This window comes from Bradyrhizobium sp. ISRA436 (assembly GCF_029910015.1).
GTDB lineage: Bacteria > Pseudomonadota > Alphaproteobacteria > Rhizobiales > Xanthobacteraceae > Bradyrhizobium.
This window is the reverse complement of the sequence record NZ_CP094519.1, coordinates 3,672,990-3,693,026: the sequence shown is the minus strand read 5'-3', so window position 1 is coordinate 3,693,026 and position 20,037 is coordinate 3,672,990. Positions and strand designations below refer to the sequence as shown.

Below are 20,037 nucleotides of genomic sequence, written 5' to 3'. Positions count from 1 at the left end.
GGGCCGGCCCGATGCCGGTCTTTTTGTCCCGGGCCGCTTTCAGTTTCGGATCGGCCTGCGCGGCGCGCGCGTCTGCAGAACTCCTTCACACGTTAAGGAGTTGTGAAGACGGAACCAGCGCAACTTGTTGGCGACTGTGGCCGCTCAGCGACAGTCCTTCCGCGAAACACATGGTAATGTTTGTTCCCAAGTGCAGAGCTTTTCTCAGGAAGGGGGATCCCATGAAGAAGTTCCTGGTCGCAACGGTCAGCATCGCCGCTCTCGGCGTTACCTCCGCGTCGGCAGCCGACTTGGCCGCGCGTCCTTACACCAAGGCGCCGCCGCCGATGGTTGCCGCGGTGTACGACTGGAGCGGGTTCTATATTGGTGCCAACGGCGGCTGGGGTTCGAGCCGCAATAGTTGGGACTCGGTCCCGCCGTTCCTGGTCGGCGCGGAAGGCAGTCATGATGCGACCGGCGGCGTGGCCGGTGGCCAGATCGGCTATCGCTGGCAGGCCGGCACCTGGGTGTTCGGCCTTGAGGCACAGGGCGACTGGGCCGACCTGAAGGGCAGCAACACCAGCCTGCTGTTCCCCGGCTTCGTCAACACCTCGAAGATCGATGCGTTCGGCCTGTTCACCGGTCAGATCGGTTACGCCGCCAACAACGTCCTGCTCTACCTGAAGGGCGGCGCCGCCGTGACCTCGAACAAATACCGCATCAACGATCTCACCGGCGCGCTGTTTGCGAGCAGCGGTGACGACACCCGCTGGGGCGGCACGGTTGGCGTGGGCCTCGAATTTGGCTTCGCGCCGAACTGGACGGCCGGCGTCGAGTACGATCACCTGTTCATGCAGGATCGCACCCTCGACTTCACCTCGCCGGCGACCGGCGTCATCGTCGGCAGCGATCGCATCCGTCAGGACGTCGATCTCGTCACCGTCCGTTTGAACTACAAGTTCGGTGGCCCCGTCGTCGCGCGCTACTGATCGTAGGAGTTGATGCTATTCAGCGAAAAGGCCGGCCTCGCGCCGGCCTTTTTGTTGCCCGGAGAGCACACGCCTGTACCCAGCCGGCGTTCTGGGCTGCACGTTTCCCGTGCATTGTTGTTTTCCGGAGACACACGTCCCAGTTTATCCGTGTAGAAACGCGCCAACGTCATGCAACACTGCCGTGACGCTCCCTTCAAGGGCTTGAAGGGACAACAAGAAGAATGGGACTGGGATTTTGAAAATGAAGACCGTTTTGCTGGCGTCGGCCGGCTTGCTTGTTTTGAGTGCGTTTGCTCCGGCCTCGGCCGCGGACATGGCGGCGCGTGCGCCCTACGTCAAGGCTCCGCCGCCCGCCGCGATCTACAATTGGACCGGCTTCTACCTCGGCGGCTTCGGCGGCTATGCGAGCGAGAACACCGACGCTTCACCGAAGATGAGCGGCGGCTTCGCCGGCGGCACCATCGGCTACAACTGGCAGGCCGGCAACATCGTGTACGGCCTCGAAGCCGACGGCGGCTGGGCTGACGTCGACGCCTCGGTCACGGCGCTCGGCATCACCATCAAGAGCCGCATCGACTCGCTCGGCACCGTGCGCGGCCGCATCGGCTTCGCTGTCGACAAGGTGCTGTTCTACGGCACCGGCGGCTACGCCTGGATCGACAACAAGCTGAGCCTCAGCGCGCTCGGCGTGACGGTCTCGGAAAGTCACTTCCACTCCGGCTGGACCGTCGGCGCGGGCATCGAGGCGTTCTTCGCTCCGCAGTGGTCGGTCAAGGGCGAGTACCTCTATCGCAGCCTCGGCAGCGAGAACTATTTTGGCGTTCCCTCCGGCGATCTCAACCTGCACAGCGTCCAGGTCGGCGTGAACTATCACTTCGGCGGCCCGATCGTCGCGCGCTACTGATCGAACTTCACGCCCCCGTCGTGACCTTCACGACCGTCGTGACGAAAGGCCGGCCTCGCGCCGGCCTTTTTGCTGTGGCAGGTTGCTGACGGCTGCTGCCATCTGGCAAACTATCCGTTGATGGACCCAACACGGCACTGGAAATCCGCCGCCGTTCTTCCTACGTTCCAATCTTCACACAGCCATCGGCGCGAGGTCCCGGCATCACCGGTGACGCGCGCCCAAAAAGGCGCAACATCAGGCGCCCGGAATTGCCGCAATGGATGAAGTGCTGAAGTCGAAGCGCCAACAGACCGCGGGCTCCTCGTCGCGCGCCATCACGATCCGCGGCGCGCGCGAACACAACCTGAAGAACATCGACGTCGAGATTCCGCGCGACAAGCTTGTGGTGTTCACGGGCCTGTCCGGTTCCGGCAAATCCTCGCTCGCGTTCGACACCATCTACGCCGAGGGCCAGCGCCGCTACGTCGAGTCACTGTCGGCCTATGCGCGCCAGTTCCTGGAGATGATGCAGAAGCCCGACGTCGACCAGATCGACGGCCTGTCGCCGGCGATCTCGATCGAGCAGAAGACGACGTCGAAGAACCCGCGTTCGACGGTCGGCACCGTCACCGAAATCTACGACTACATGCGCCTGCTCTGGGCGCGCGTCGGCGTGCCCTATTCGCCGGCCACCGGGTTGCCGATCGAGAGCCAGATCGTCTCGCAGATGGTCGATCGCGTCCTGGCATTGCCCGAAGGCACGCGGCTCTATCTGCTGGCACCGGTCGTGCGCGGCCGCAAGGGCGAGTACAAGAAGGAGCTCGCCGAATATCTCAAGAAGGGCTTTCAGCGGGTCAAGATCGACGGCACCTTCTACGAGCTCGCGGAGGCGCCCGCGCTCGACAAGAAATTTCCGCACGACATCGACGTCGTGGTCGACCGCATCGTGGTGCGCCCCGACCTCGCCCAGCGCCTTGCCGAAAGCTTCGAGACCGCGCTGAAGCTCGCCGACGGCCTCGCCGTAATCGAATACGCCGACGCACCTAGCGCAGCCGCGAGCGAAGACAAGAAGAAGACCGCGAAGATCCACGACAAGAGCGGCCCCGAGCGCATCCTGTTCTCGGAGAAGTTCGCCTGCCCGGTCTCCGGCTTCACGATCCCCGAGATCGAGCCGAGGCTGTTCTCGTTCAACAACCCCTATGGCGCCTGCCCCGCCTGCGGCGGCCTCGGCGTCGAGCAGCATGTCGACGAGGATCTCGTGATCCCCGACAAGGAGCTGACCTTGCGCAAGGGCGCCATCGCGCCCTGGGCGAAGTCATCCTCGCCCTATTACATCCAGACGCTGACCGCGCTCGGCAAGCACTACAAGTTCACGCTCGACACCAAGTGGAAGGACCTGCCGAAGAAGGTGCAGGCCGCGCTGCTGCACGGCTCCGGCGACGACGAGATCAAGTTCTCCTACGAGGACGGCGTGCGCTCCTACGACACCAAGAAGCCGTTCGAGGGTGTGGTCACCAACATCAACCGCCGCTACCGCGAGACCGAGAGCGAGTGGGCGCGTGAGGAGCTCGGCAAGTACTTCTCCGACATTCCCTGCGCGGGCTGCCATGGCTACCGGCTGAAGCCGGAGGCGCTCTGCGTCAAGATCGGTGGCAAGCATATCGGCGAGATCGCCGACCTCTCGGTCAAGCGCGCCGGCGAATGGTTCGAGACGGTGCCGGAGGCGCTGAACGCGCAGCAGAACGAGATCGCCGCGCGCATCCTGAAGGAGATCCGCGAGCGCCTGACCTTCCTGCTCGACGTCGGCCTCAATTACCTGACGCTGTCGCGCTCCTCCGGCACGCTGTCCGGCGGCGAAAGCCAGCGCATCCGTCTGGCGTCGCAGATCGGCTCGGGGCTCACCGGCGTGCTCTACGTGCTCGATGAGCCGTCGATCGGCCTGCACCAGCGCGACAATGCGCGCCTGCTCGACACCCTCAAGCGACTTCGCGACCTCGGCAACACCGTGGTCGTGGTCGAGCATGACGAGGACGCGATCCGCCTCGCCGATTACGTGCTCGACATCGGCCCCGGCGCCGGCATGCACGGCGGCCATATCGTGGCCCAAGGCACGCCCGACCAGATCATGCGCAATCCGAAGTCGCTGACCGGCAAGTATCTCACCGGTGAACTCTCGGTCCCCGTGCCCGACCGGCGGCCGCCGAACCACCGGCGCACCATCAAGGTCGTCAACGCCCGCGGCAACAACCTGAAGAACGTCTCGGCCGAGATCCCGCTCGGCCTGTTCACCTGCGTCACCGGCGTTTCCGGCGGCGGCAAGTCGACGCTGCTGATCGACACGCTCTACCGCGCCATCGCCCGCAAGCTGAACAACGCCAGCGAAGGCGCGGCCCCGCACGACCGCATCGAGGGGCTGGAGCATATCGACAAGATCATCGACATCGACCAGTCGCCGATCGGCCGAACGCCGCGCTCCAACCCGGCGACCTATACCGGCGCCTTCACGCCGATCCGCGAGTGGTTCGCCGGCCTCCCCGAGGCCAAGGCGCGCGGCTACGAGCCCGGCCGCTTCTCCTTCAACGTCAAGGGCGGCCGCTGCGAGGCCTGCCAGGGCGACGGCGTCATCAAGATCGAGATGCACTTCCTGCCCGACGTCTACGTCACCTGCGACACCTGCAAGGGCAAGCGCTACAACCGTGAGACGCTGGAGGTGCTGTTCAAGGGCAAGAGCATCGCCGACGTGCTCGACATGACGGTCGAGGAGGCCGCCGAGTTCTTCAAGGCGGTGCCGCGCGTGCGCGAGACCTTCAAGACCCTGCACCGCGTCGGCCTCGACTACATCCATGTCGGCCAGCAGGCCACCACGCTGTCGGGTGGCGAAGCCCAGCGCGTCAAGCTCGCCAAGGAGCTGTCGAAGCGCGCCACCGGCCGCACCCTCTACATCCTGGACGAGCCGACCACCGGCCTGCACTTCCACGACGTCGCCAAGCTCCTGGAGGTGCTGCACGAGCTGGTCGCGCAGGGCAACACGGTTGTCGTGATCGAGCACAATCTCGAAGTCATCAAGACCGCCGACTGGGTGATCGACCTCGGCCCCGAAGGCGGCGACGGCGGCGGCGAGATCGTCGCCTGGGGTCCGCCGGAAGACATCGTGAAGGCGCCACGCAGCTACACCGGCAAATTCCTGGCACCGGTGCTGAAGAAGGCGAACAGCAAGCCAAGGAAGAGCAACGCGAGCGAGGCGGCGGAGTGATGCAGTTTCACTGAGGGTGAAAATGGGGCTGTCCAACTTAAACTTTGAAGCCATTTCAGAGACCGATCTGATCGATCTAAGGTTTGTACTCAATCAGATGTATAATTTTACGTGGAGATATGATTCAAGCTCTGCATTTGCGGGGCTTGGATCATGGCGGGCGAGTTTTGGTTGAATGATCGGCAGTGGGCAGCAATCGAGCCCTTGCTGCCGCAAAATCAGCCCGGCGCTCGTCGAGTCGATGATCGCCGCGTGATCAGTGGCATCATCCATGTGTTGAAGTCCGGCTGCCGCTGGCGCGATTGCCCGGCAGTGTTCGGCCCTTACACGACCGTCTACAATCGCTGGAACCGCTGGTCGCGGCGCGAGGTCTGGCGCAATCTGTTCGAAGCACTTCGGGGCCTGTCGCCCGATGACGACTTCCAGGCCATCGATTCCACGACCGCCAAGGCGCACCGTGCGGCGGCCGGTGGAAAAGGGGGGCGGAGGCTCAGGCCATCGGTCGTTCCCGCGGTGGCAGGACCACCAAGATCCACGCCGTCTGCGACAGTCTCGGACGCGCCATCGCGCTCGAAGTAACGCCAGGTCAGCGTGGTGACATCCGCGCGGCGCTGCCCCTGCTCAGCTCTCTGCCACCACCGCGTTGCTGTGCGGCCGACACGGCCTATGACGCGAACGAACTGCGGCAATTCCTCATCGAACGGGGAACAACCCCGGTCATCCCAAACAATCCCACCCGAAAACGCTTCCATCCGTTCGACCGCGCCGCATACAAGCGGCGCAACCTCGTCGAGCGCATGTTTTGCAGGCTCAAGGACTGGCGGCGCATTGCAACCCGCTATGACAAGCTCGCCAGAAACTTCCTCTCGGCCGTCAATCTTGCTGCCGCTATCATTTGGTGGACCTGATTGAGTCCGGACCTTAGTCTCTTCGGGTGTCCCTGAGGGAGTACTTACCGACTACAAAAAGTCCATGTACGGTCGCTCGGACAACGACACAAAGGAATTCCTAAAGGACGTTTCTTCCTTCGCGAACACGTCAGGCGGCCATCTCATTATTGGGATGGACGAGGCTGCGGGTATCGCAACAGCGATAACACCCTTGAGCGGTGATCCAGATCAAGACCTGCAGCGGCTGGAAAATCTAGCACGTGACGGCATCGAACCTCGCATTTCGGGTTTGCGAATGCGTGCACTGCCGATCTCCAGTGGTGGCTACGTAGTCGTTCTGCGCATTCCCAAGAGCTGGACGCCGCCCCATCGAGTGAGCGCGCGCAACAGCAATAGAATCTACGGAAGGAATTCCGCAGGAGCGTACGAGTTCAGTATCGACGAACTTCGAGTGATCTTTACGTCGTCCGCGGCGGTTCTGGACCGTGTTCGAGCGTTCCGCGCCGAACGACTTGCGAGAATTGCTTCCGGCGATGCAATCGTACCGCTGGTGCAAAACCGAGGACGGCTAGTCGTTCACTTGGTGCCGATATCGGCATTTGGACTGAGCAGCCCAGTGGAGCCGGGCAAGGCGCGAGAACTACAGGAACTACTGAGCCCGATTGACTCCATGGGATATTCGCCGCGAGTGAACTTCGATGGCTTCTCCAACATTTGTACTGCAACCGACAGCAAGTGCGTGTCCTACACTCAAGTGTTTCGAAACGGAGCGATCGAGGCAGTTAAGGTTCGAGTCGTAAGCGACTACCAACCGGAGCAGCTGCTAATCTCTACTCTTGATTTCGATCGTTGGATATTTGAGAAGCTGCCTAAGTATCTCTCTGCGCTTCAGCGCCTGGAAGTGCCTACACCGATTGTTTTGATGATAACGTTACAAGGCGTCCGCGGCGCCCGCTTAGGTGTAGCCTTTGACATTCTTGACGACCTCCCCAAGATCGATCGCGATGTACTTGAGCTGCCAGAGTGTCTCATTGAGCAATTTGGCCCCGACGTCGATTATCAAAGAGCCGCGCGCCCCGCCTTCGACGCCCTCTGGAACACGGGAGGATTTGTGCGATCGAAGCATTTTGATTCGACCGGCAAATGGGCGCCGCCTTCGAGATAGCAAGTAGCCAGGATGAGCGAAGCGATATCCGGGACATTTTGCCGATCGAGCTGCTCCCGCATCTCGCTTCGCTCATGCGGGCTACAGACTGCCCTACTCCGTCCGTCTGAGAAATGCCCCGAACGCGCGCGGGCCGTCGCCGAACTTAACCTCGCTGACGACCTTCAGCTCGACGGCATCGATCACACTCAGCGTGTTGCTTTCCCAGTTCGCGACCACGATCCGCTTGTCGTCGGCGGTCGCCTCGATGCCTTCGGGGTAGTCTCCGACATTGATCCGCCTCAACGGCTGCAATGTCACGAGGTCGAACACGCTGACCTTGCCGTCATACTGGTCGGTGACGAAGCCGCGGCCCTGCGCCAGCGCGACCGCGTAAGGCCGCAGGCCGACATGCACGCGGCCGATCTCTTTGCGGGTGGCGATGTCGATCACGGAGACGTCGTTCGAGCCGACATTGGCAGTGTAGGCGCGCTTACCCTCGGCGTCGATCGTCACGCCGAACGGATGGGTCCCGACCTTCACGACCCCTCTCCGCTCGCGCGCTGCGGTGTCGACGACAGACACGCTGTCGTCGTCGCGGTCCGCCGAGAGCAGCCATCGCCCGTCCGGCGTCACCGCGAGCCCGGACGGCGAGGCGCCAACCGCGATGCTGGCGGCGACACGCTGCTCCTTGGCATCGATCACCCGCACCGCGGCGGCGTACCAGTCGGCGACATAGACCGTCGCGGCGTCGGGTGCGACCGCGATGCCGAGCGGACCGCCGCCGATATCGACCCGGCCGACGACCTTTCGCGCTGATGCGTCGACCACCGTGAGCGCCTTGGCGTCGGGGCTCGTCACATAGGCGAAGCGGCCGTCTGATGTCACGGCGACGCCCGCCGGCTTGCCGCCGATCGCGATCGTCGCGACCGCCTTCGATGTCGCGAGGTCGACGACCGTGAGGTCATCGCTAAGCTGGTTGGTGACGAACGCCTCCTCGGCATGCGCGGCCGTGAGGCCGGCGAGCAGCGTCGCCAGAACGATCGCCCGCATGCTCTAGCTGCCGCTCTCGATCTTCTTCTTCAGCGCTTCAAGCCCGGCGCGATAAAGCCCGCTCACCGCCTTGATCGCGGCCTCGTCGTTCAGCTCCGGCGGCGGGTCGTTGTTCGGATAGCCGCGGTAGAACGCGCCGGCCCATTCCAGCTTCGCCTTGCCGTCGGGCGCGGGCGACACCGTCAGCGTCGAGGAATAATTGGTGACCGGCAGCACCTTCACATCGACCGCCGTGATCCGGTACGAATAGCTCATCATGTCGGCGTCGTACTTGTAGAGCTCTTCGTCGATGGTCGCGCCTTGCGTCAGCGTCAGCCGCCGCGTGGCGCCGATCTCGTTGCCCTTGTCGCCCTCGGTCTTGCTGACGCCCGCGAGCCAGCTCATGTCCTGGAAATTGCCGATCACTGCCCACACCTTGGCCTGCGGCGCGTCGATCTCGATCGATTCCTGCACCTTCCGGCGGGTCGGCCCGTGGGCCCAGGCGGCTCCCAGCACAGCCAGCGCCACCACCACGACGCAGGCCCTCGCGATCGTTCCCTTCATCCCGTCTCCTCCATTGTATCGGCCTGCGCCGCATCGGGCGTGCCGAAGCTTATGGCTCGCCATAGACCAGATGGGGGACCGGTTTCTTGCACGAGAGCGAAGTCGCGGCCGTCGTCTTCCTCGGGAGGCAAGCCTCCCGCACGACGGCCGCGCCTCGATGGTCGGTCTCACGCCGCCAGCAGCGGCTATCCCGGCTCCTGTTGAAGGCCTAATCTGATAGCCAAACGCTCATCGAGCTGAACACGATGCCCCTCTCCGAAGCCGCCCGCCTGAAGCTCCTCGCACCACCACCAGCCGGCAAGGTGCGCATCGTGCTCGACACCGACACCTATAACGAGATCGACGACCAGTTCGCGATCGTCCAGATGCTGCTGTCGCGGGATCGCTTTGATGTGGAGGCGATCTATGCCGCGCCGTTCTTCAACAAGCGCTCGGATGGACCGGGTCATGGCATGGAGCTGAGCTACCAGGAAATCCTGCGCCTGCTGGAACGATTGAACGTTTCGCCCGACGGGCTGGTTCATCGCGGCGTCACCGCCTATGTCGGCGCTGCGAAGCAGGCGCGCGAGGCGACCGCGGTCGATGACCTGATCGCCCGGGCCCGGGCGGGATCGCCGGACAATCCGCTCTACATCGTTGCCATCGCGGCCATCAGCAACGTCGCCTCGGCGCTGCTCATGGCGCCGGACATCATCGATCGCGTCGTCGTGGTGTGGCTCGGCGGCCATGCGCTGGAATGGCCCGATACGGCCGAGTTCAATCTCAGGCAGGATGTCGGCGGGGCGCAGGTGCTGCTCGACAGCGGCGTGCCGCTCGTTCTGGTGCCCTGCCTCGGCGTCACCTCGCGCCTGCACAGCACCGTGCCGGAGATCGAGCGTTACGTCGAGCCGCACGGCAGCATCGGCGCGTTCCTGGCGCAGCGCTTCAAGGAGTATTCGTCCGATCATCTCGGCTGGGCCAAGGAGATCTGGGACATGGCGCCGGTCGGCTGGCTACTCAACCCGAGTTGGGCGCCGAGTGTGATCGTTCCCGCTCCGGTCCTGACCGACCAGATGACCTGGAGCGTTGATCGCCGGCGGCATCCGATCCGCTACGTGACCTTCATCGACCGCAACGCGATCCTGAAGGACTTCTTCCTGAAGATGAAAGCGTTTGCCGAAAAGCAAGCGTAGCGCGGATTGCCGCAGCGTCGCTGCGTGGCAGGCTCTCAGCGTGTCGTCCGGATGAGCCAACGGATCACGCGAACGCGCGCCGATGACAGGCTCCGCGATATCCGGGATTGTCAGTAGAATACTATGTTCTGACCCGCATGCCGCTTCGCTCGTGCCGGCTACCATAGCGAGCGTTGAGCCCCGGCGCCGGCCACGCTCCTCACTTCGCTATGTCTACACCGCCCAGTAGTTCGGGTGCGTATACGACTGCGAGCGATCGCCCCAGTCGAATTCGTCGCCGTCGATCTCGCACGGGCCCGTCTGCAGCTCTTCCAGTGTCGCCTCGGCCTCATAGGCCTGACGCACCGGATCGTATCGAAGGGCGCTCCACTTCACGGGATAATGGTGGTGGGTGCTGAGAATCCCTCCGGTCTTGATCACGGCGTAGGCCACCGTTCCGCTCAGCTTTTCGAGCATGAGCCGTTCGATCGATCCGAGTTTTGCGCCGTCGCGTCCGTAGACATGGACGTGCTCGACGCGGTCACTGGGCACCAAGGCATGATGCATGGCATCCTCCCTGTTTCCGCTGGTTCGGCCGTAATCTAGCACGAAATGACAGCGGTGGAGCAGGTTGGCGAAGCATCGTTCGCCACGCCCTGCGACGATCTCGGCAGGTTCCGTGCGGCCGTTCTCGGCGCGGACCAAGCGCCACAAGCTCGTCCTCACTCCTCGGTCGCGGCTTCGACAAACCCCTGCGGGTCGTCGCAGAATTCGCGCATCACCCGGTAGTGATCGGTCTGCTCCAATGCGACCGGCTCGAGCGCGTATTTGGTCAGGCGCAACAGCGCCGCGCCGGGGCAGGCCATCAGCATCGGCGCGTGGGTGGCCATGATGACCTGGCAGTGGCCGGTCTCGTCCATCCGGCGCAGCAGCTTTAGGAATTCGATCTGGCGCGAGGGCGACAGTGCGGATTCAGGCTCGTCGAAGATGAAGATGCCTTGCCTCTGGCATCGCTCGTTGAAGAAGCGCAGAAAGCCTTCTCCGTGGGAATGAGACAGGAAGTCGGGCGGCGGCCCGCCCAAGGGGTCGTCGAGCGCCGCCTCGTCCAGATATCGCGCCACCGAGAAGAAGCTCTCGGCGCGGAAGAACCAGCCGTTCGTGATCTTCGGCAGCCAGCTTGCGCGCAGCGCGCTGGCCAGCGACCCACCCATCTCCTCCAGCGCTCTGGAATGGTCGACCGGCCGGTAGCCCCTGCCGCCGCCGGCATCGTCGTAGCCGGCCATCACGGCGATGCCTTCCAGCAGCGTCGACTTGCCGGTGCCGTTTTCACCGACGATGATGGTGATCGCCTTGTCGAAGCTGAGCTCGAAACCGTCGCGCAGCAGCGGCAGGACGAACGGATAGACGTTACGGTCCGCAACGCGCGCGGGATCAAGCCAGATGCGCCTGAGATAGGGCGCAGGCATGTTGATGGGGCGATATCGTCGTCTGGCCATTCGTCCTGCCTCCGGGGCTCCGCGCCTCGGAACCCACCATCCCAGACGTGCGCGAAGCCGTCAAGAACGTAACAAGAACATCAACGCGTACCCCAACGTCTTCCGGCGCCCCATGCTACGTTTGGCGTGCATCGCCTGCCGCGCGGAAACATCACGCTGCAAGCGGGTTCTCCCGAGATGACGCCTCTCCCCAAAAGGGCTTCAGGCCCTGCCGACCCGCACCGTGCTGTCGACGACCGCGACCACCTGTCACATCCCTGAGGCCCGAGCGGATGCCCAGTCGCACCTATGACCTTTTCCGCAAGGCGATCCTCACCGAGCACCAGGTCGCGTGCAGCTATCAGGGGCGACGACGCGAGCTTTGCCCCCACATCATCGGGCACAACAAGAAGGGCGAAGAAGCGGTGCTGGCCTGGCAGTTCGCCGGTGAGAGTTCAGGCGACCTGCCGCAATGGCGCTGCCTGCGGCTTGCCGGCGTCAGTGAGGTCAGCCTGCGCAAGGGCCCCTGGCACGAAGGCGGTTCGCACAGCACCGAACAGACCTGCGTCAGCGAGATCGACCTCGACATCAACATCCATGTGCGGAAACGGCGGTGATGCGCCTTGGCACTGAGTTGCCCGACGGCGCAAGGCCCCGCAGCGAAAATATTTCTGTTTTCCAGAACTGCAATTCAGTGTATGAATGGCCCGTCTCACCCGCTTGAGGGGCGCTTCGCGATCGTCACGAGTGTTGGGTCGAGATGCGGTGGACGCTTCACGTGCAACTGACGAGTGCGCATGAGGCGGACGGCGAAATCGTGCAGGCCTGACGCCCTAGTGGCAGGTGTCTCCTCGCAAGATGCGGAACGCATCTTTGCGATGACGGTGACAACAAAGCCCAGTCTCGCCGGGGCGAGCGCGTATAAGCCGTAAACCATCGCGCAGGGAAAGCCGGGATCGCTCCGGTTTCACCTGTGGTCCTACCTCCCGAGCTTTCCATTTGCTCGGGACCCATGGGTGCGATCGGCCCCCGGCTTTCCCTGCGCCCTCTGTTCAAGGAGAGGGCGAAACGAAATGCAAAGCTCGGACGCGTCGCGCCGCGAGAACGCGAAATCACACCCTCTCAGTCGTCATGGCCCGCGCAGGCGGGCCATCCAATACGCCGCGGCCTCTCGGCTCAAGCCCCGACGTCTCTGGAATACTGGATCACCCGCTTTCGCGGGTGATGACAGCGCAGCCAGGCCGTTTGACAGATGAAAACCCGCCGCGTCATTGCGAGGAGCTCGCGGCAAAATTGCAAAGCAATTTTGCGCTGAAGCGACGAAGCAATCCATCGTCCCGCATGTGCTGCACCATGGATTGCTTCGCTTCGCTCGCAATGACGAAAACGGTTATGCTAAGGCGCGCCCCGCCCCCTACGGCTGCTCCGCCTCCTCCAACACCTCCAGCACAAGCTCCATCGTCATCAGCACCGGATTGTCGCCGCGTACCAGCCGCCCCTCGGCGATGCCGCCGAGATAGTCGACCAGCGCGACGTCGAGCTCGGCGTGCCACTGCCCATCGGTGTCGGTTGCGATGTCACCTGCCGTCACCGCAAGCTCGGTCGCGAACGGCACCACGCTGTGGCCGTCGGTGAAGATAGCGCCGATGGTCGAGCCGACGCCGCCGTGCAGCCGCGCGCGCAGGATGCCGTGCTGATGACAGAAGCTCTCCAGCGCACAGGCGAAATCCTGGTTCGGTCGCAGCCGCAGCGCGAAGGCGTGGCTGGTGGTCTTTGCGCCGAGCGGCGCGGTGGCGACCGGGCCGAACAGCGTGAAGTTGGTCTCGCTGTCGGGCTCGGCCAGGAACGTTGCGCCGTCGATCCCGAACGCGCTGACCTCGAAGGGCTCGGCGACGACGGTCTCGTCCGGCAGCATGTGGCCGCCGTTGAAGCGGCCGTCCGCCTCGGTCCACAGGCCGTGGCAATGGAAGAACGGCGCACCATCACGCGCGCCGAAGGTCAGCGCCGCGAGCTTGAGCCGCGTCACGCCTTCGGGGCGAAACGTGTCGCTGTAGAACGCCGCGTTGGCACCGTCCTTCGACAGCGCCGGCATCACATAGGCAAAGGGGCCGAGCGCCCCGCCCTTCGCGTTGAGCACGCCGCCCGAAAATCCCTCCGCCGCAAAGCCGCGGCGCACGGCCTCGAGCAAAGGAATGCCGGCCTCCAGCATGAATGAGAAGGCGCGGCCGCGCGCGGCGACCCACTGGATGCGCTCAGGGACGGGAGCGCCGGGCTGGGCGATGCTGCGCATTGCGCTAGCCGCCCGGCGATTTGGCGATCACCTCGAGCAGCCCGCGCGCCTCGAGCTCGTCGCGGATCAGCCGCTTCGGCACCTTGCCGTAGCCGGACTTCGGCAGCGCCTCCCAGAAGAAGAACCGCTTCGGCATCTTGTAGCGCGGCACCTTCGGCGCGAGATACGCCGCCAGCTCGGCCTCGCCGACCGCATCGGAGCCTTCGCGCGCGACGCAGACGGCAACGCCGACCTCGCCCCAGAAGGGATCGGGCACGCCGAGGACTGCGACCTCACCCACCGCGGGATGGGTCAGGATCTTCTCTTCGATCTCGCGCGGATAGATGTTGGAGCCGCCGGAGATGTACATGTCGGAGGCGCGGCCGGTGATATAGACGAAGCCCTCCTCGTCCATGTGGCCGAGGTCGCCGGTGCGGAACCAGCCGTCACGAAACGCCTTCGCATTGGCCTCGGGGTTGTCGTAGTAGCCGGCGAAAACGCCGGGGCCGATCACGCAGATCTCGCCGGTTTCGAAGGCTTTCAGCTCGCGCCCGTCGTCGCCCTGGATCGAGACCTGCATGCCGGTGCGCTCGAAGCCGCAGGTGCCGATCCGCGCATGCGGCCCGTCCTCGGGATCGTGCAGGCCCGGCGGCAGCACGGTGATGTTGCCGGTGACCTCGCCGAGGCCAAAATACTGCACCAACACGCCGCCGAGCTTGTTCAGGGCCGCCTTCTGGTCCTCGCGATACATCGGCGCGCCGGCATAGATGATGTAGCGCAGCGAGGAATGGTCGTGCTGATCGGCCGCGGGATGCTCGACCATCATCTTCAGGATGGTCGGCACCGTGAACATGTTGCTGACGCGATGCTTCGCAATCAGCCGGAACGCCTCCGCGATGTCGAACTTCTCGGACGGCAGCAAGATGGTCGGTACGCCGCGCGCGGTCTGCACCAGTTGATGGACGCCGGCACCATGCGACAGCGGCGCCACCACCAGCGAGGCGTCCTGCTCGGTGGTGCCAGGCATCAGGTCGGCGAGATGATTGGTGATCACGAAGGCCATCTGGCCATGGGTGAGCACCGCAGCCTTGGAGCGGCCGGTGGTGCCGGAGGTGAAGAAGAACCAGCAGGGATCGTCGTACTCGACCGCGATGTTCTCGACCTCAGCGCCGGCATGCCTGGCGATGACGTCGCCGACGGTGGCTTCGCCGAACGTGCCCTGCTCGCCAATCCGCCAGACGAACTCGAGCGCCGGGTTGGCCGCCGCCCTGGCGTGCTCGGGAAAGTCGCCGTGGCAGAGAAATGCTTTCGCGCCGGAGGCCGCGGCGAGATAGGCGACCTCGTCCGGCATCAGGCGGAAATTGGTCGGCACCCAGACCGCGCCGAGCCGGAAGGCCGCGAACATCGACCAGAACATCTCGTCGCAGTTCTTGGAATGCACCAGGATGCGGTCGCCCTTGACGATGCCGCGCGCGGCGAGCGCTGCCGCCAGCGCCGAGACGTTCCGGTCGATGTGACGCCAGGACCAGACCTTCTCGTTCCAGATGAAGCCCGGACGATCGCCATGGCGGCGGGCGTTCTGGGTCAGGATGTAGGCGAGGTTCATCACCCGGCGCGACACCCGTGCGATACCGCCGCGCGGCGCGGTAGTGGCCGTCCCGCTCATGGCCGCCCAGCCGATACGTGCAACATCAGGGGCATGGTCAGGACAATCATCGGATGTTTCCTCGGTCAGAACCGGGCGTCTTCAAGCGCCGCAAGGGAGATGGTGTGATCCGGTTTATCGCCAAGCCACAGGCTTCGGCAAGGCCCGCACGATGCGGCCTTGGTGCGAGACGACGATCGAGACGGAAAAGCACCTCGACCGCGCCTTGCTGGCAGCCGAGGAGATATCAGACCGCCCTCGCCCGAACCGGCGCTACTGCGGATGCTTGGCCAGTTCCTGCTCGCTCAGGTTCCAGTCCTGCCAGAGCTGCCACGCGCCGACGATGGCGACGAGCACGCCAAGCACGATGTGCCAGAGCTGCAGCGCCTGGTCCGAGGCATAGCCGAACACGAAGGGCGACACGATCAGCCAGAGCCCGAGCAGGACACTCGCCGCCTCCTCCCAGCGATGCAGCGCGACATATTCGAGCTGAGCCAGGCCCAGCACCAGCATGCCGACCACGAAACTGTTGAGGACCAGGTGGCTGCGTTCGAGATCGATAGTGTCACTCACCTGAATCGGAAACCAGGGCGACACCATGATCAGCACGCCGAGCAGCATGCCGAACCAATCCTCCCAGGCGTGGTGTGTCTTGAAGAAACGATTGTCCGACATGACGATCCTCCTCCCGAACAGAGGCATACGTCGGCGCCCGGCACTTCCGCTCCCTGCCAAACGATCATCCGACCGCAGCGGCGGCGTATGTCTGGTGTCAAACGTAACCGAACCGCATTTGCCCGCAAGATGTTATCAGCGTGTGTGCACTGCGGTAGAAGCCACAGCAAATGCCAATCTGCGGCCTGGCTTTGTGCCGACGAATTCACGCGCTTAGATCAGGCAGGGTGAATCAACCGGGAATTTGCGATGGCTGCCGTCCGCGACAACAAGGCCCAACAACGCTTGCTGGCCGATCTATAGATGTTCGCCGACCCATAAAAAAGGGCCCGCGCTGGCGCGGGCCCTGCTGATGTCCGGGATGCCTATCCCGTCAGTGCTTGATATCCGGGGGCAGCTTGCCGCCGTTGGCCGCGAGCTTCGCCATCACCTGCTTGTGCAGCCAGATGTTCATGCTCGCGGAGTCGTTCGTGTCACCGGCGTAGCCAAGCTCCTTGGCAAGCTCCTTGCGCGCGCCGAGGCTGGAATCGATGTCGAGCGCCTTCATCAGGTCGACGATCGAGGTCCGCCACTCCAGCTTCTCCTTCTTCGCAGCGACCGCAGCATCGAGGATCGGGGCCACGTCAACTGTCTGCGCGGGCGCAGCAGCAGGCGCCGCGGCTGGAGAAGAGGACGATGCGCTGGCGGAGGACGATCCGCCGGCGGGAGCTGTGCTGGTGGCCGCTCCGCCAGCGGGCGCCGCGCTCGCGCTGCTGCCGAAGATCGCGCTCATGATTTTTCCGAAAATGCTCATCGTTCGCTCCCACAGGACTTGAGATGGTTCAAAAGTCAGACGGCACTGGGACGCCCGACCGCGGTCGCACATGAAGTGTACCGCCCCCTCCATAGCTTGCCAATGCGACATTCACTTGAGCGTGAGCGCGTGCTTTCGATCCGGTTTGGGAGTACCTTGATTATACAGTTCGCGACACGGCCAGTTCCCTGCTCTGTCTTTCGCGTCTGGCCTGCTCGTGATCGCTTCGAGAGGCGGCACGTATGTGCCCGTGCGCCGGGCACAGAATGCGGCCGTCCAGAGGGAGACAACGACCATGGCCACTCCATATCAAGGCAATGTCACATCGATGACGCAGAGCGGAAAAAGCACCGTGTCTGCGCCAGTTGTCCGCACCATCGGCCTGTCCGATTTGCATCAAGCGCTGCGTCTCGGCTGGGAGGACTTCAAGGCGGTGCCAAGTCACGCCATCGTCCTGTGCCTGATCTATCCCGTGCTCGGCCTCGTGCTCGCGCGCACGGTGCACGGCTATTCCGTGCTGCCCCTGTTATTTCCGTTGGCCGCAGGCTTTGCCCTGCTCGGCCCATTTGCAGCGATCGGTCTCTACGAGATGAGCCGCCGCCGAGAGAACGGCGAGGAAGCCACCGGGTGGGACGCCTTCCAGGTGTTCCGCTCGCCGTCGTTTGGCGCGATGCTCGGGGTCGGCACGCTGCTGTTCGCACTGTTCGTGACCTGGATCGCGACCGCGCAGGCGATCTACACGGCCGCCTTCGGCTATGCAATTGCCGCCGACATTCCGGATTTTGCGGGGCGCGTGTTGACCACTTCGCAGGGCTGGTGGCTCATCGTGGTCGGCTGTGGCGTCGGCTTCCTGTTCGCGCTCGTCGCACTCTGCATCAGCGTGATCGCATTTCCGATGATGCTTGATCGCCATGCGACCGCCGGCGAAGCGATGGTAACGTCGATGCGCGTCGCCGCGAGGAATCCGGTGCCGATAGCGGCCTGGGGCCTCATCGTCGCGGTGTTGCTGGTGCTCGGCACGATCCCGTTCTTCCTCGGCCTTGCGATCGTGGTCCCGTTGCTGGGTCATGCCACCTGGCATCTCTATCGGGAGGTGATCGTGAAGGATCCGAATGCGCGGCCGGTCATTCCCGAACCGCGCCAGCGCAAACCCGCCGCCGATTTTCCGGCCAACCTGTTTCCCTGGCGGCGGAGCGATCGTAGCTGAGTGCTGGCCGCAATCCTGCGCGACGCCGAATGCAACACCGACCGCCGGCCGATCTTCGGCCGGCGGTTTGCTGTCCGGCGCAGCGGGATCCGGCCGTCAACAGGACGTGATACTGGCGCGGTTATTGCTTCCCTGTCTGGCATCGACAGGTTGCTGACCAGCCTTGTTTTGGCCGCTGTTGCCGAGAACATACGCGCCGGTTTTCAATACCAATGTCGATAAGATCGTCGCCTCCGGAGTGAACGGCCATATGAGCTCTCGTCTTTCCTACCGCGCGCTTGCCATCGGCGCGTGGCTGCTGGCATCGACCGCGTCGACGCTCGCCGCCCCTTGCGGCACCGGTTCGTTCGAGGCCTGGCTCGACGATTTCAAGAAGGAAGCCGCCGCCAAGGGTATTTCGCAGAATGCTATCCAGGCCGGTCTCAACGGCGTCACGCTCGACAAGGCGATCCTGGCGCGCGATCACTCCCAGCAGGTTTTCAGCCAGACTTTCGAGCAGTTCTCGGGCCGCATGGTCCCGCCGCGCCTCACCCGCGGCTCCAACAAGATGAAACAATACGGCTCGGTGCTGTCGCGGATCGAGGAGGCCTATGGCGTGCCGGGAGAGATCCTCGTCGCGATCTGGGGGCTGGAGACCGATTTCGGCGTCAACACCGGCAAATTTCCGACCATGCGGTCGCTGGCGACACTCGCCTACGACTGCCGCCGCTCCGACATGTTCAAGGACGAGATGATGGATGCATTGCGCATCATCGAGCGCGGTGATCTCGCGCCGCAAGAGATGCGCGGCGCCTGGGCGGGCGAGATCGGCCAGACCCAGTTCATGCCGTCGTCCTACATCAAGTTCGCGGTGGACTTTGACGGCAACGGCAAGCGCGACCTGCTGCACAACGTGCCGGATGTGCTGGCATCGACGGCAAACTTCCTGAAGAGCTACGGCTGGAAGAAGGGCAAGGACTGGGAGCCCGGCAGCGAGAACTTTGCGGTGATCCAGCAGTGGAACAAGAGCGAGGTCTACGCCAAGACCATCGGTTACTTCGCCACCCAGCTCGCCCACGCTCCCTAAGGCACATCAAAGGGCCGGCTGCCCCAGGCAACCGGCCCTTATCGCAATGTACAAAGGGTTTACTTCGCCATACTGGCACGCGCAGCCTTGCCGAGGTGCGCGCCGCAGGCGCCCATCTTGCCGTTCAGCATCGCGCCCTGGGCGAGCGAGATTTCCTTCTCCGCCCGCTTCGACCAAGGAACACAGTGGTCGGCAGTTGCGGTACACAGCAATACATCAGAGCGATGAGCCGCCTCAGCTCGGCAACGACGACCGCCGGGCCTTCGTGGCGTCCTGCCAGTCGCCGCGCCCTCGAGATCACGTTGCCTCTCCGGTAGCAGCACCTGCCTGCCAGGCGAGACGAGGAGCCTTTCACCGCCAGTGTTAACCAATTGCCGCTTCGCGGTTTTGGCCCCACAGAGCTCGCCAATAATGAACCAATATTCATATTATGAGCGAGGTTCCATATGCGAATCACGCATAGAAAGCAACGGACGATCCTTCCGCGTCTTGGGACACTCAGGATTGATTTTACGGTCCTGAATTACCATCTAGAATATCCGTTAGAAGTGATACAAGCTGCTGAATTATCATGCATTCCGATCGATCGACCCAACCACGTGGAACTCCCGCTGGCGATCGGCTTCGACATGCCCGGAACAGTTAACTGGAACTTACCGCCGTCATGCATTTTGGGATTAGCTGCATCGCAACGTCGGAACTACTGCACTGCAAAATCCCATCTATATTCATTTCAACGATGAGGCTTTGGAAAAGCTGAATCTGAACTACCAGGAGACTACCAATGCTACTCTCGCTCATCCGCATGATCCAGGCTTTCCGGGATTATCAGCGCAATGTCAGCGAATTGTCCCAGCTCAGCGACCGTGAACTCGCCGATATCGGCCTCGATCGCTCGGACATTCCGCGCGTTGCCGCCGGCACTTACAACGGCTGATCGCTCATCGGCCATCTGATGAACGGATAACGCCCGCTCCTGCAGCGGGCGTTATCGTTTCCGGCTCGGTTTCAGATGC

At 63.5% G+C, this 20,037-nt stretch carries 19 protein-coding genes; 11 read left to right on the top strand and 8 right to left on the bottom strand.

The features are described from left to right. Positions 1–221: 221 nt before the first annotated feature. The 5 genes from MTX23_RS17500 (at position 222) to MTX23_RS17480 (ending at position 7,165) form a co-directional block, all read left to right on the top strand. A complete protein-coding gene (locus tag MTX23_RS17500; protein WP_280977908.1) occupies positions 222–968 on the top strand; it encodes an outer membrane beta-barrel protein in 747 nt (248 codons plus the stop codon). Positions 969–1,212: 244 nt separating this feature from the next. After that, positions 1,213–1,875: an outer membrane protein gene (locus MTX23_RS17495; RefSeq protein WP_280977907.1), complete on the top strand. Its 663-nt coding sequence runs from the start codon at positions 1,213–1,215 to the stop codon at positions 1,873–1,875. A gap of 259 nt (positions 1,876–2,134) precedes the next feature. After that, positions 2,135–5,110, top strand: coding sequence for an excinuclease ABC subunit UvrA (uvrA, locus tag MTX23_RS17490; RefSeq protein WP_280977906.1), 2,976 nt, complete (start codon positions 2,135–2,137; stop codon positions 5,108–5,110). Between the two features lie 153 nt (positions 5,111–5,263). Further along, a protein-coding gene (locus MTX23_RS17485) for an IS5 family transposase (protein ID WP_280972604.1) occupies positions 5,264–6,018 on the top strand; the annotation gives its coding sequence in 2 pieces (ribosomal slippage) (positions 5,264–5,597 and positions 5,597–6,018; 756 coding nt in all). A gap of 64 nt (positions 6,019–6,082) precedes the next feature. Next, the gene (locus tag MTX23_RS17480) at positions 6,083–7,165 is read left to right on the top strand and encodes an ATP-binding protein (RefSeq protein ID WP_280977905.1); all 1,083 of its coding nucleotides are present in this window, start codon (positions 6,083–6,085) and stop codon (positions 7,163–7,165) included. A gap of 93 nt (positions 7,166–7,258) precedes the next feature. Here the strand turns inward: MTX23_RS17480 and MTX23_RS17475 are convergent, their stop codons facing one another. Both MTX23_RS17475 and MTX23_RS17470 read right to left on the bottom strand, forming a co-directional pair. After that, positions 7,259–8,197 (bottom strand): cytochrome D1 domain-containing protein, encoded by a 939-nt coding sequence (locus MTX23_RS17475; protein WP_280977904.1) that lies wholly within the window; start codon positions 8,195–8,197, stop codon positions 7,259–7,261. Positions 8,198–8,200: 3 nt separating this feature from the next. Beyond that, on the bottom strand, positions 8,201–8,740 hold the full coding sequence (locus tag MTX23_RS17470) for an SRPBCC family protein (protein WP_280977903.1): 540 nt from the start codon (positions 8,738–8,740) through the stop codon (positions 8,201–8,203). A 245-nt stretch (positions 8,741–8,985) separates the two neighbouring features. Between MTX23_RS17470 and MTX23_RS17465 the strand changes: the two genes are divergently transcribed. Next, entirely contained in the window at positions 8,986–9,912 is a 927-nt protein-coding gene (locus MTX23_RS17465) for a nucleoside hydrolase (RefSeq protein WP_280977902.1), read from the top strand. Positions 9,913–10,125: 213 nt separating this feature from the next. Here MTX23_RS17465 and MTX23_RS17460 read toward each other — a convergent pair whose 3' ends face one another. Both MTX23_RS17460 and MTX23_RS17455 read right to left on the bottom strand, forming a co-directional pair. Further along, positions 10,126–10,458: a PRC-barrel domain-containing protein gene (locus tag MTX23_RS17460; protein WP_280977901.1), complete on the bottom strand. Its 333-nt coding sequence runs from the start codon at positions 10,456–10,458 to the stop codon at positions 10,126–10,128. A gap of 155 nt (positions 10,459–10,613) precedes the next feature. Next, positions 10,614–11,387 (bottom strand): AAA family ATPase, encoded by a 774-nt coding sequence (locus MTX23_RS17455; protein ID WP_280977900.1) that lies wholly within the window; start codon positions 11,385–11,387, stop codon positions 10,614–10,616. Between the two features lie 272 nt (positions 11,388–11,659). On the opposite strand from MTX23_RS17455, the gene MTX23_RS17450 reads away from it, so the two are divergent. Then, positions 11,660–11,983 carry a hypothetical protein gene (locus MTX23_RS17450; protein WP_280977899.1) on the top strand — a complete coding sequence of 108 codons (324 nt, stop codon included), beginning with the start codon at positions 11,660–11,662 and terminating at the stop codon, positions 11,981–11,983. A gap of 797 nt (positions 11,984–12,780) precedes the next feature. Here the strand turns inward: MTX23_RS17450 and MTX23_RS17445 are convergent. The 4 genes from MTX23_RS17445 to MTX23_RS17430 form a co-directional block, all read right to left on the bottom strand. Further along, positions 12,781–13,656 carry a DUF296 domain-containing protein gene (locus MTX23_RS17445; RefSeq protein WP_280977898.1) on the bottom strand — a complete coding sequence of 292 codons (876 nt, stop codon included), beginning with the start codon at positions 13,654–13,656 and terminating at the stop codon, positions 12,781–12,783. Positions 13,657–13,660: 4 nt separating this feature from the next. Next, a complete protein-coding gene (locus MTX23_RS17440; RefSeq protein WP_280977897.1) occupies positions 13,661–15,301 on the bottom strand; it encodes an acyl-CoA synthetase in 1,641 nt (546 codons plus the stop codon). A gap of 252 nt (positions 15,302–15,553) precedes the next feature. Next, a complete protein-coding gene (locus MTX23_RS17435) occupies positions 15,554–15,955 on the bottom strand; it encodes an SPW repeat protein (protein ID WP_280977896.1) in 402 nt (133 codons plus the stop codon). A gap of 373 nt (positions 15,956–16,328) precedes the next feature. Continuing rightward, positions 16,329–16,748 (bottom strand): DUF3597 domain-containing protein, encoded by a 420-nt coding sequence (locus MTX23_RS17430; protein WP_280977895.1) that lies wholly within the window; start codon positions 16,746–16,748, stop codon positions 16,329–16,331. A gap of 295 nt (positions 16,749–17,043) precedes the next feature. On the opposite strand from MTX23_RS17430, the gene MTX23_RS17425 reads away from it, so the two are divergent. The 4 genes from MTX23_RS17425 (at position 17,044) to MTX23_RS17410 (ending at position 19,958) form a co-directional block, all read left to right on the top strand. Continuing rightward, the gene (locus MTX23_RS17425) at positions 17,044–17,955 is read left to right on the top strand and encodes a DUF2189 domain-containing protein (RefSeq protein ID WP_280977894.1); all 912 of its coding nucleotides are present in this window, start codon (positions 17,044–17,046) and stop codon (positions 17,953–17,955) included. Beyond that, positions 17,956–18,177, top strand: coding sequence for a hypothetical protein (locus tag MTX23_RS17420; RefSeq protein WP_280977893.1), 222 nt, complete (start codon positions 17,956–17,958; stop codon positions 18,175–18,177). Between the two features lie 28 nt (positions 18,178–18,205). Then, the gene (locus tag MTX23_RS17415; RefSeq protein WP_280977892.1) at positions 18,206–19,021 is read left to right on the top strand and encodes a lytic murein transglycosylase; all 816 of its coding nucleotides are present in this window, start codon (positions 18,206–18,208) and stop codon (positions 19,019–19,021) included. A 784-nt stretch (positions 19,022–19,805) separates the two neighbouring features. Next, positions 19,806–19,958 carry a DUF1127 domain-containing protein gene (locus MTX23_RS17410; RefSeq protein ID WP_016846063.1) on the top strand — a complete coding sequence of 51 codons (153 nt, stop codon included), beginning with the start codon at positions 19,806–19,808 and terminating at the stop codon, positions 19,956–19,958. The last annotated feature ends 79 nt before the right edge of the window (positions 19,959–20,037 follow it).

Bases quoted from the DNA above. Each gene is read 5' to 3' on its own strand.
- MTX23_RS17500 (WP_280977908.1), top strand. From the start codon at position 222: ATGAAGAAGTTCCTGGTCGCAACGGTCAGCATCGCCGCTCTCGGCGTT.
- MTX23_RS17495 (WP_280977907.1), top strand. From the start codon at position 1,213: ATGAAGACCGTTTTGCTGGCGTCGGCCGGCTTGCTTGTTTTGAGTGCG.
- uvrA (WP_280977906.1), top strand. From the start codon at position 2,135: ATGGATGAAGTGCTGAAGTCGAAGCGCCAACAGACCGCGGGCTCCTCG.
- MTX23_RS17480 (WP_280977905.1), top strand. From the start codon at position 6,083: ATGTACGGTCGCTCGGACAACGACACAAAGGAATTCCTAAAGGACGTT.
- MTX23_RS17475 (WP_280977904.1), bottom strand. From the start codon at position 8,197: ATGCGGGCGATCGTTCTGGCGACGCTGCTCGCCGGCCTCACGGCCGCG.
- MTX23_RS17470 (WP_280977903.1), bottom strand. From the start codon at position 8,740: ATGAAGGGAACGATCGCGAGGGCCTGCGTCGTGGTGGTGGCGCTGGCT.
- MTX23_RS17465 (WP_280977902.1), top strand. From the start codon at position 8,986: ATGCCCCTCTCCGAAGCCGCCCGCCTGAAGCTCCTCGCACCACCACCA.
- MTX23_RS17460 (WP_280977901.1), bottom strand. From the start codon at position 10,458: ATGCATCATGCCTTGGTGCCCAGTGACCGCGTCGAGCACGTCCATGTC.
- MTX23_RS17455 (WP_280977900.1), bottom strand. From the start codon at position 11,387: ATGGCCAGACGACGATATCGCCCCATCAACATGCCTGCGCCCTATCTC.
- MTX23_RS17450 (WP_280977899.1), top strand. From the start codon at position 11,660: ATGCCCAGTCGCACCTATGACCTTTTCCGCAAGGCGATCCTCACCGAG.
- MTX23_RS17445 (WP_280977898.1), bottom strand. From the start codon at position 13,656: ATGCGCAGCATCGCCCAGCCCGGCGCTCCCGTCCCTGAGCGCATCCAG.
- MTX23_RS17440 (WP_280977897.1), bottom strand. From the start codon at position 15,301: ATGAGCGGGACGGCCACTACCGCGCCGCGCGGCGGTATCGCACGGGTG.
- MTX23_RS17435 (WP_280977896.1), bottom strand. From the start codon at position 15,955: ATGTCGGACAATCGTTTCTTCAAGACACACCACGCCTGGGAGGATTGG.
- MTX23_RS17430 (WP_280977895.1), bottom strand. From the start codon at position 16,748: ATGAGCATTTTCGGAAAAATCATGAGCGCGATCTTCGGCAGCAGCGCG.
- MTX23_RS17425 (WP_280977894.1), top strand. From the start codon at position 17,044: ATGGCCACTCCATATCAAGGCAATGTCACATCGATGACGCAGAGCGGA.
- MTX23_RS17415 (WP_280977892.1), top strand. From the start codon at position 18,206: ATGAGCTCTCGTCTTTCCTACCGCGCGCTTGCCATCGGCGCGTGGCTG.
- MTX23_RS17410 (WP_016846063.1), top strand. From the start codon at position 19,806: ATGCTACTCTCGCTCATCCGCATGATCCAGGCTTTCCGGGATTATCAG.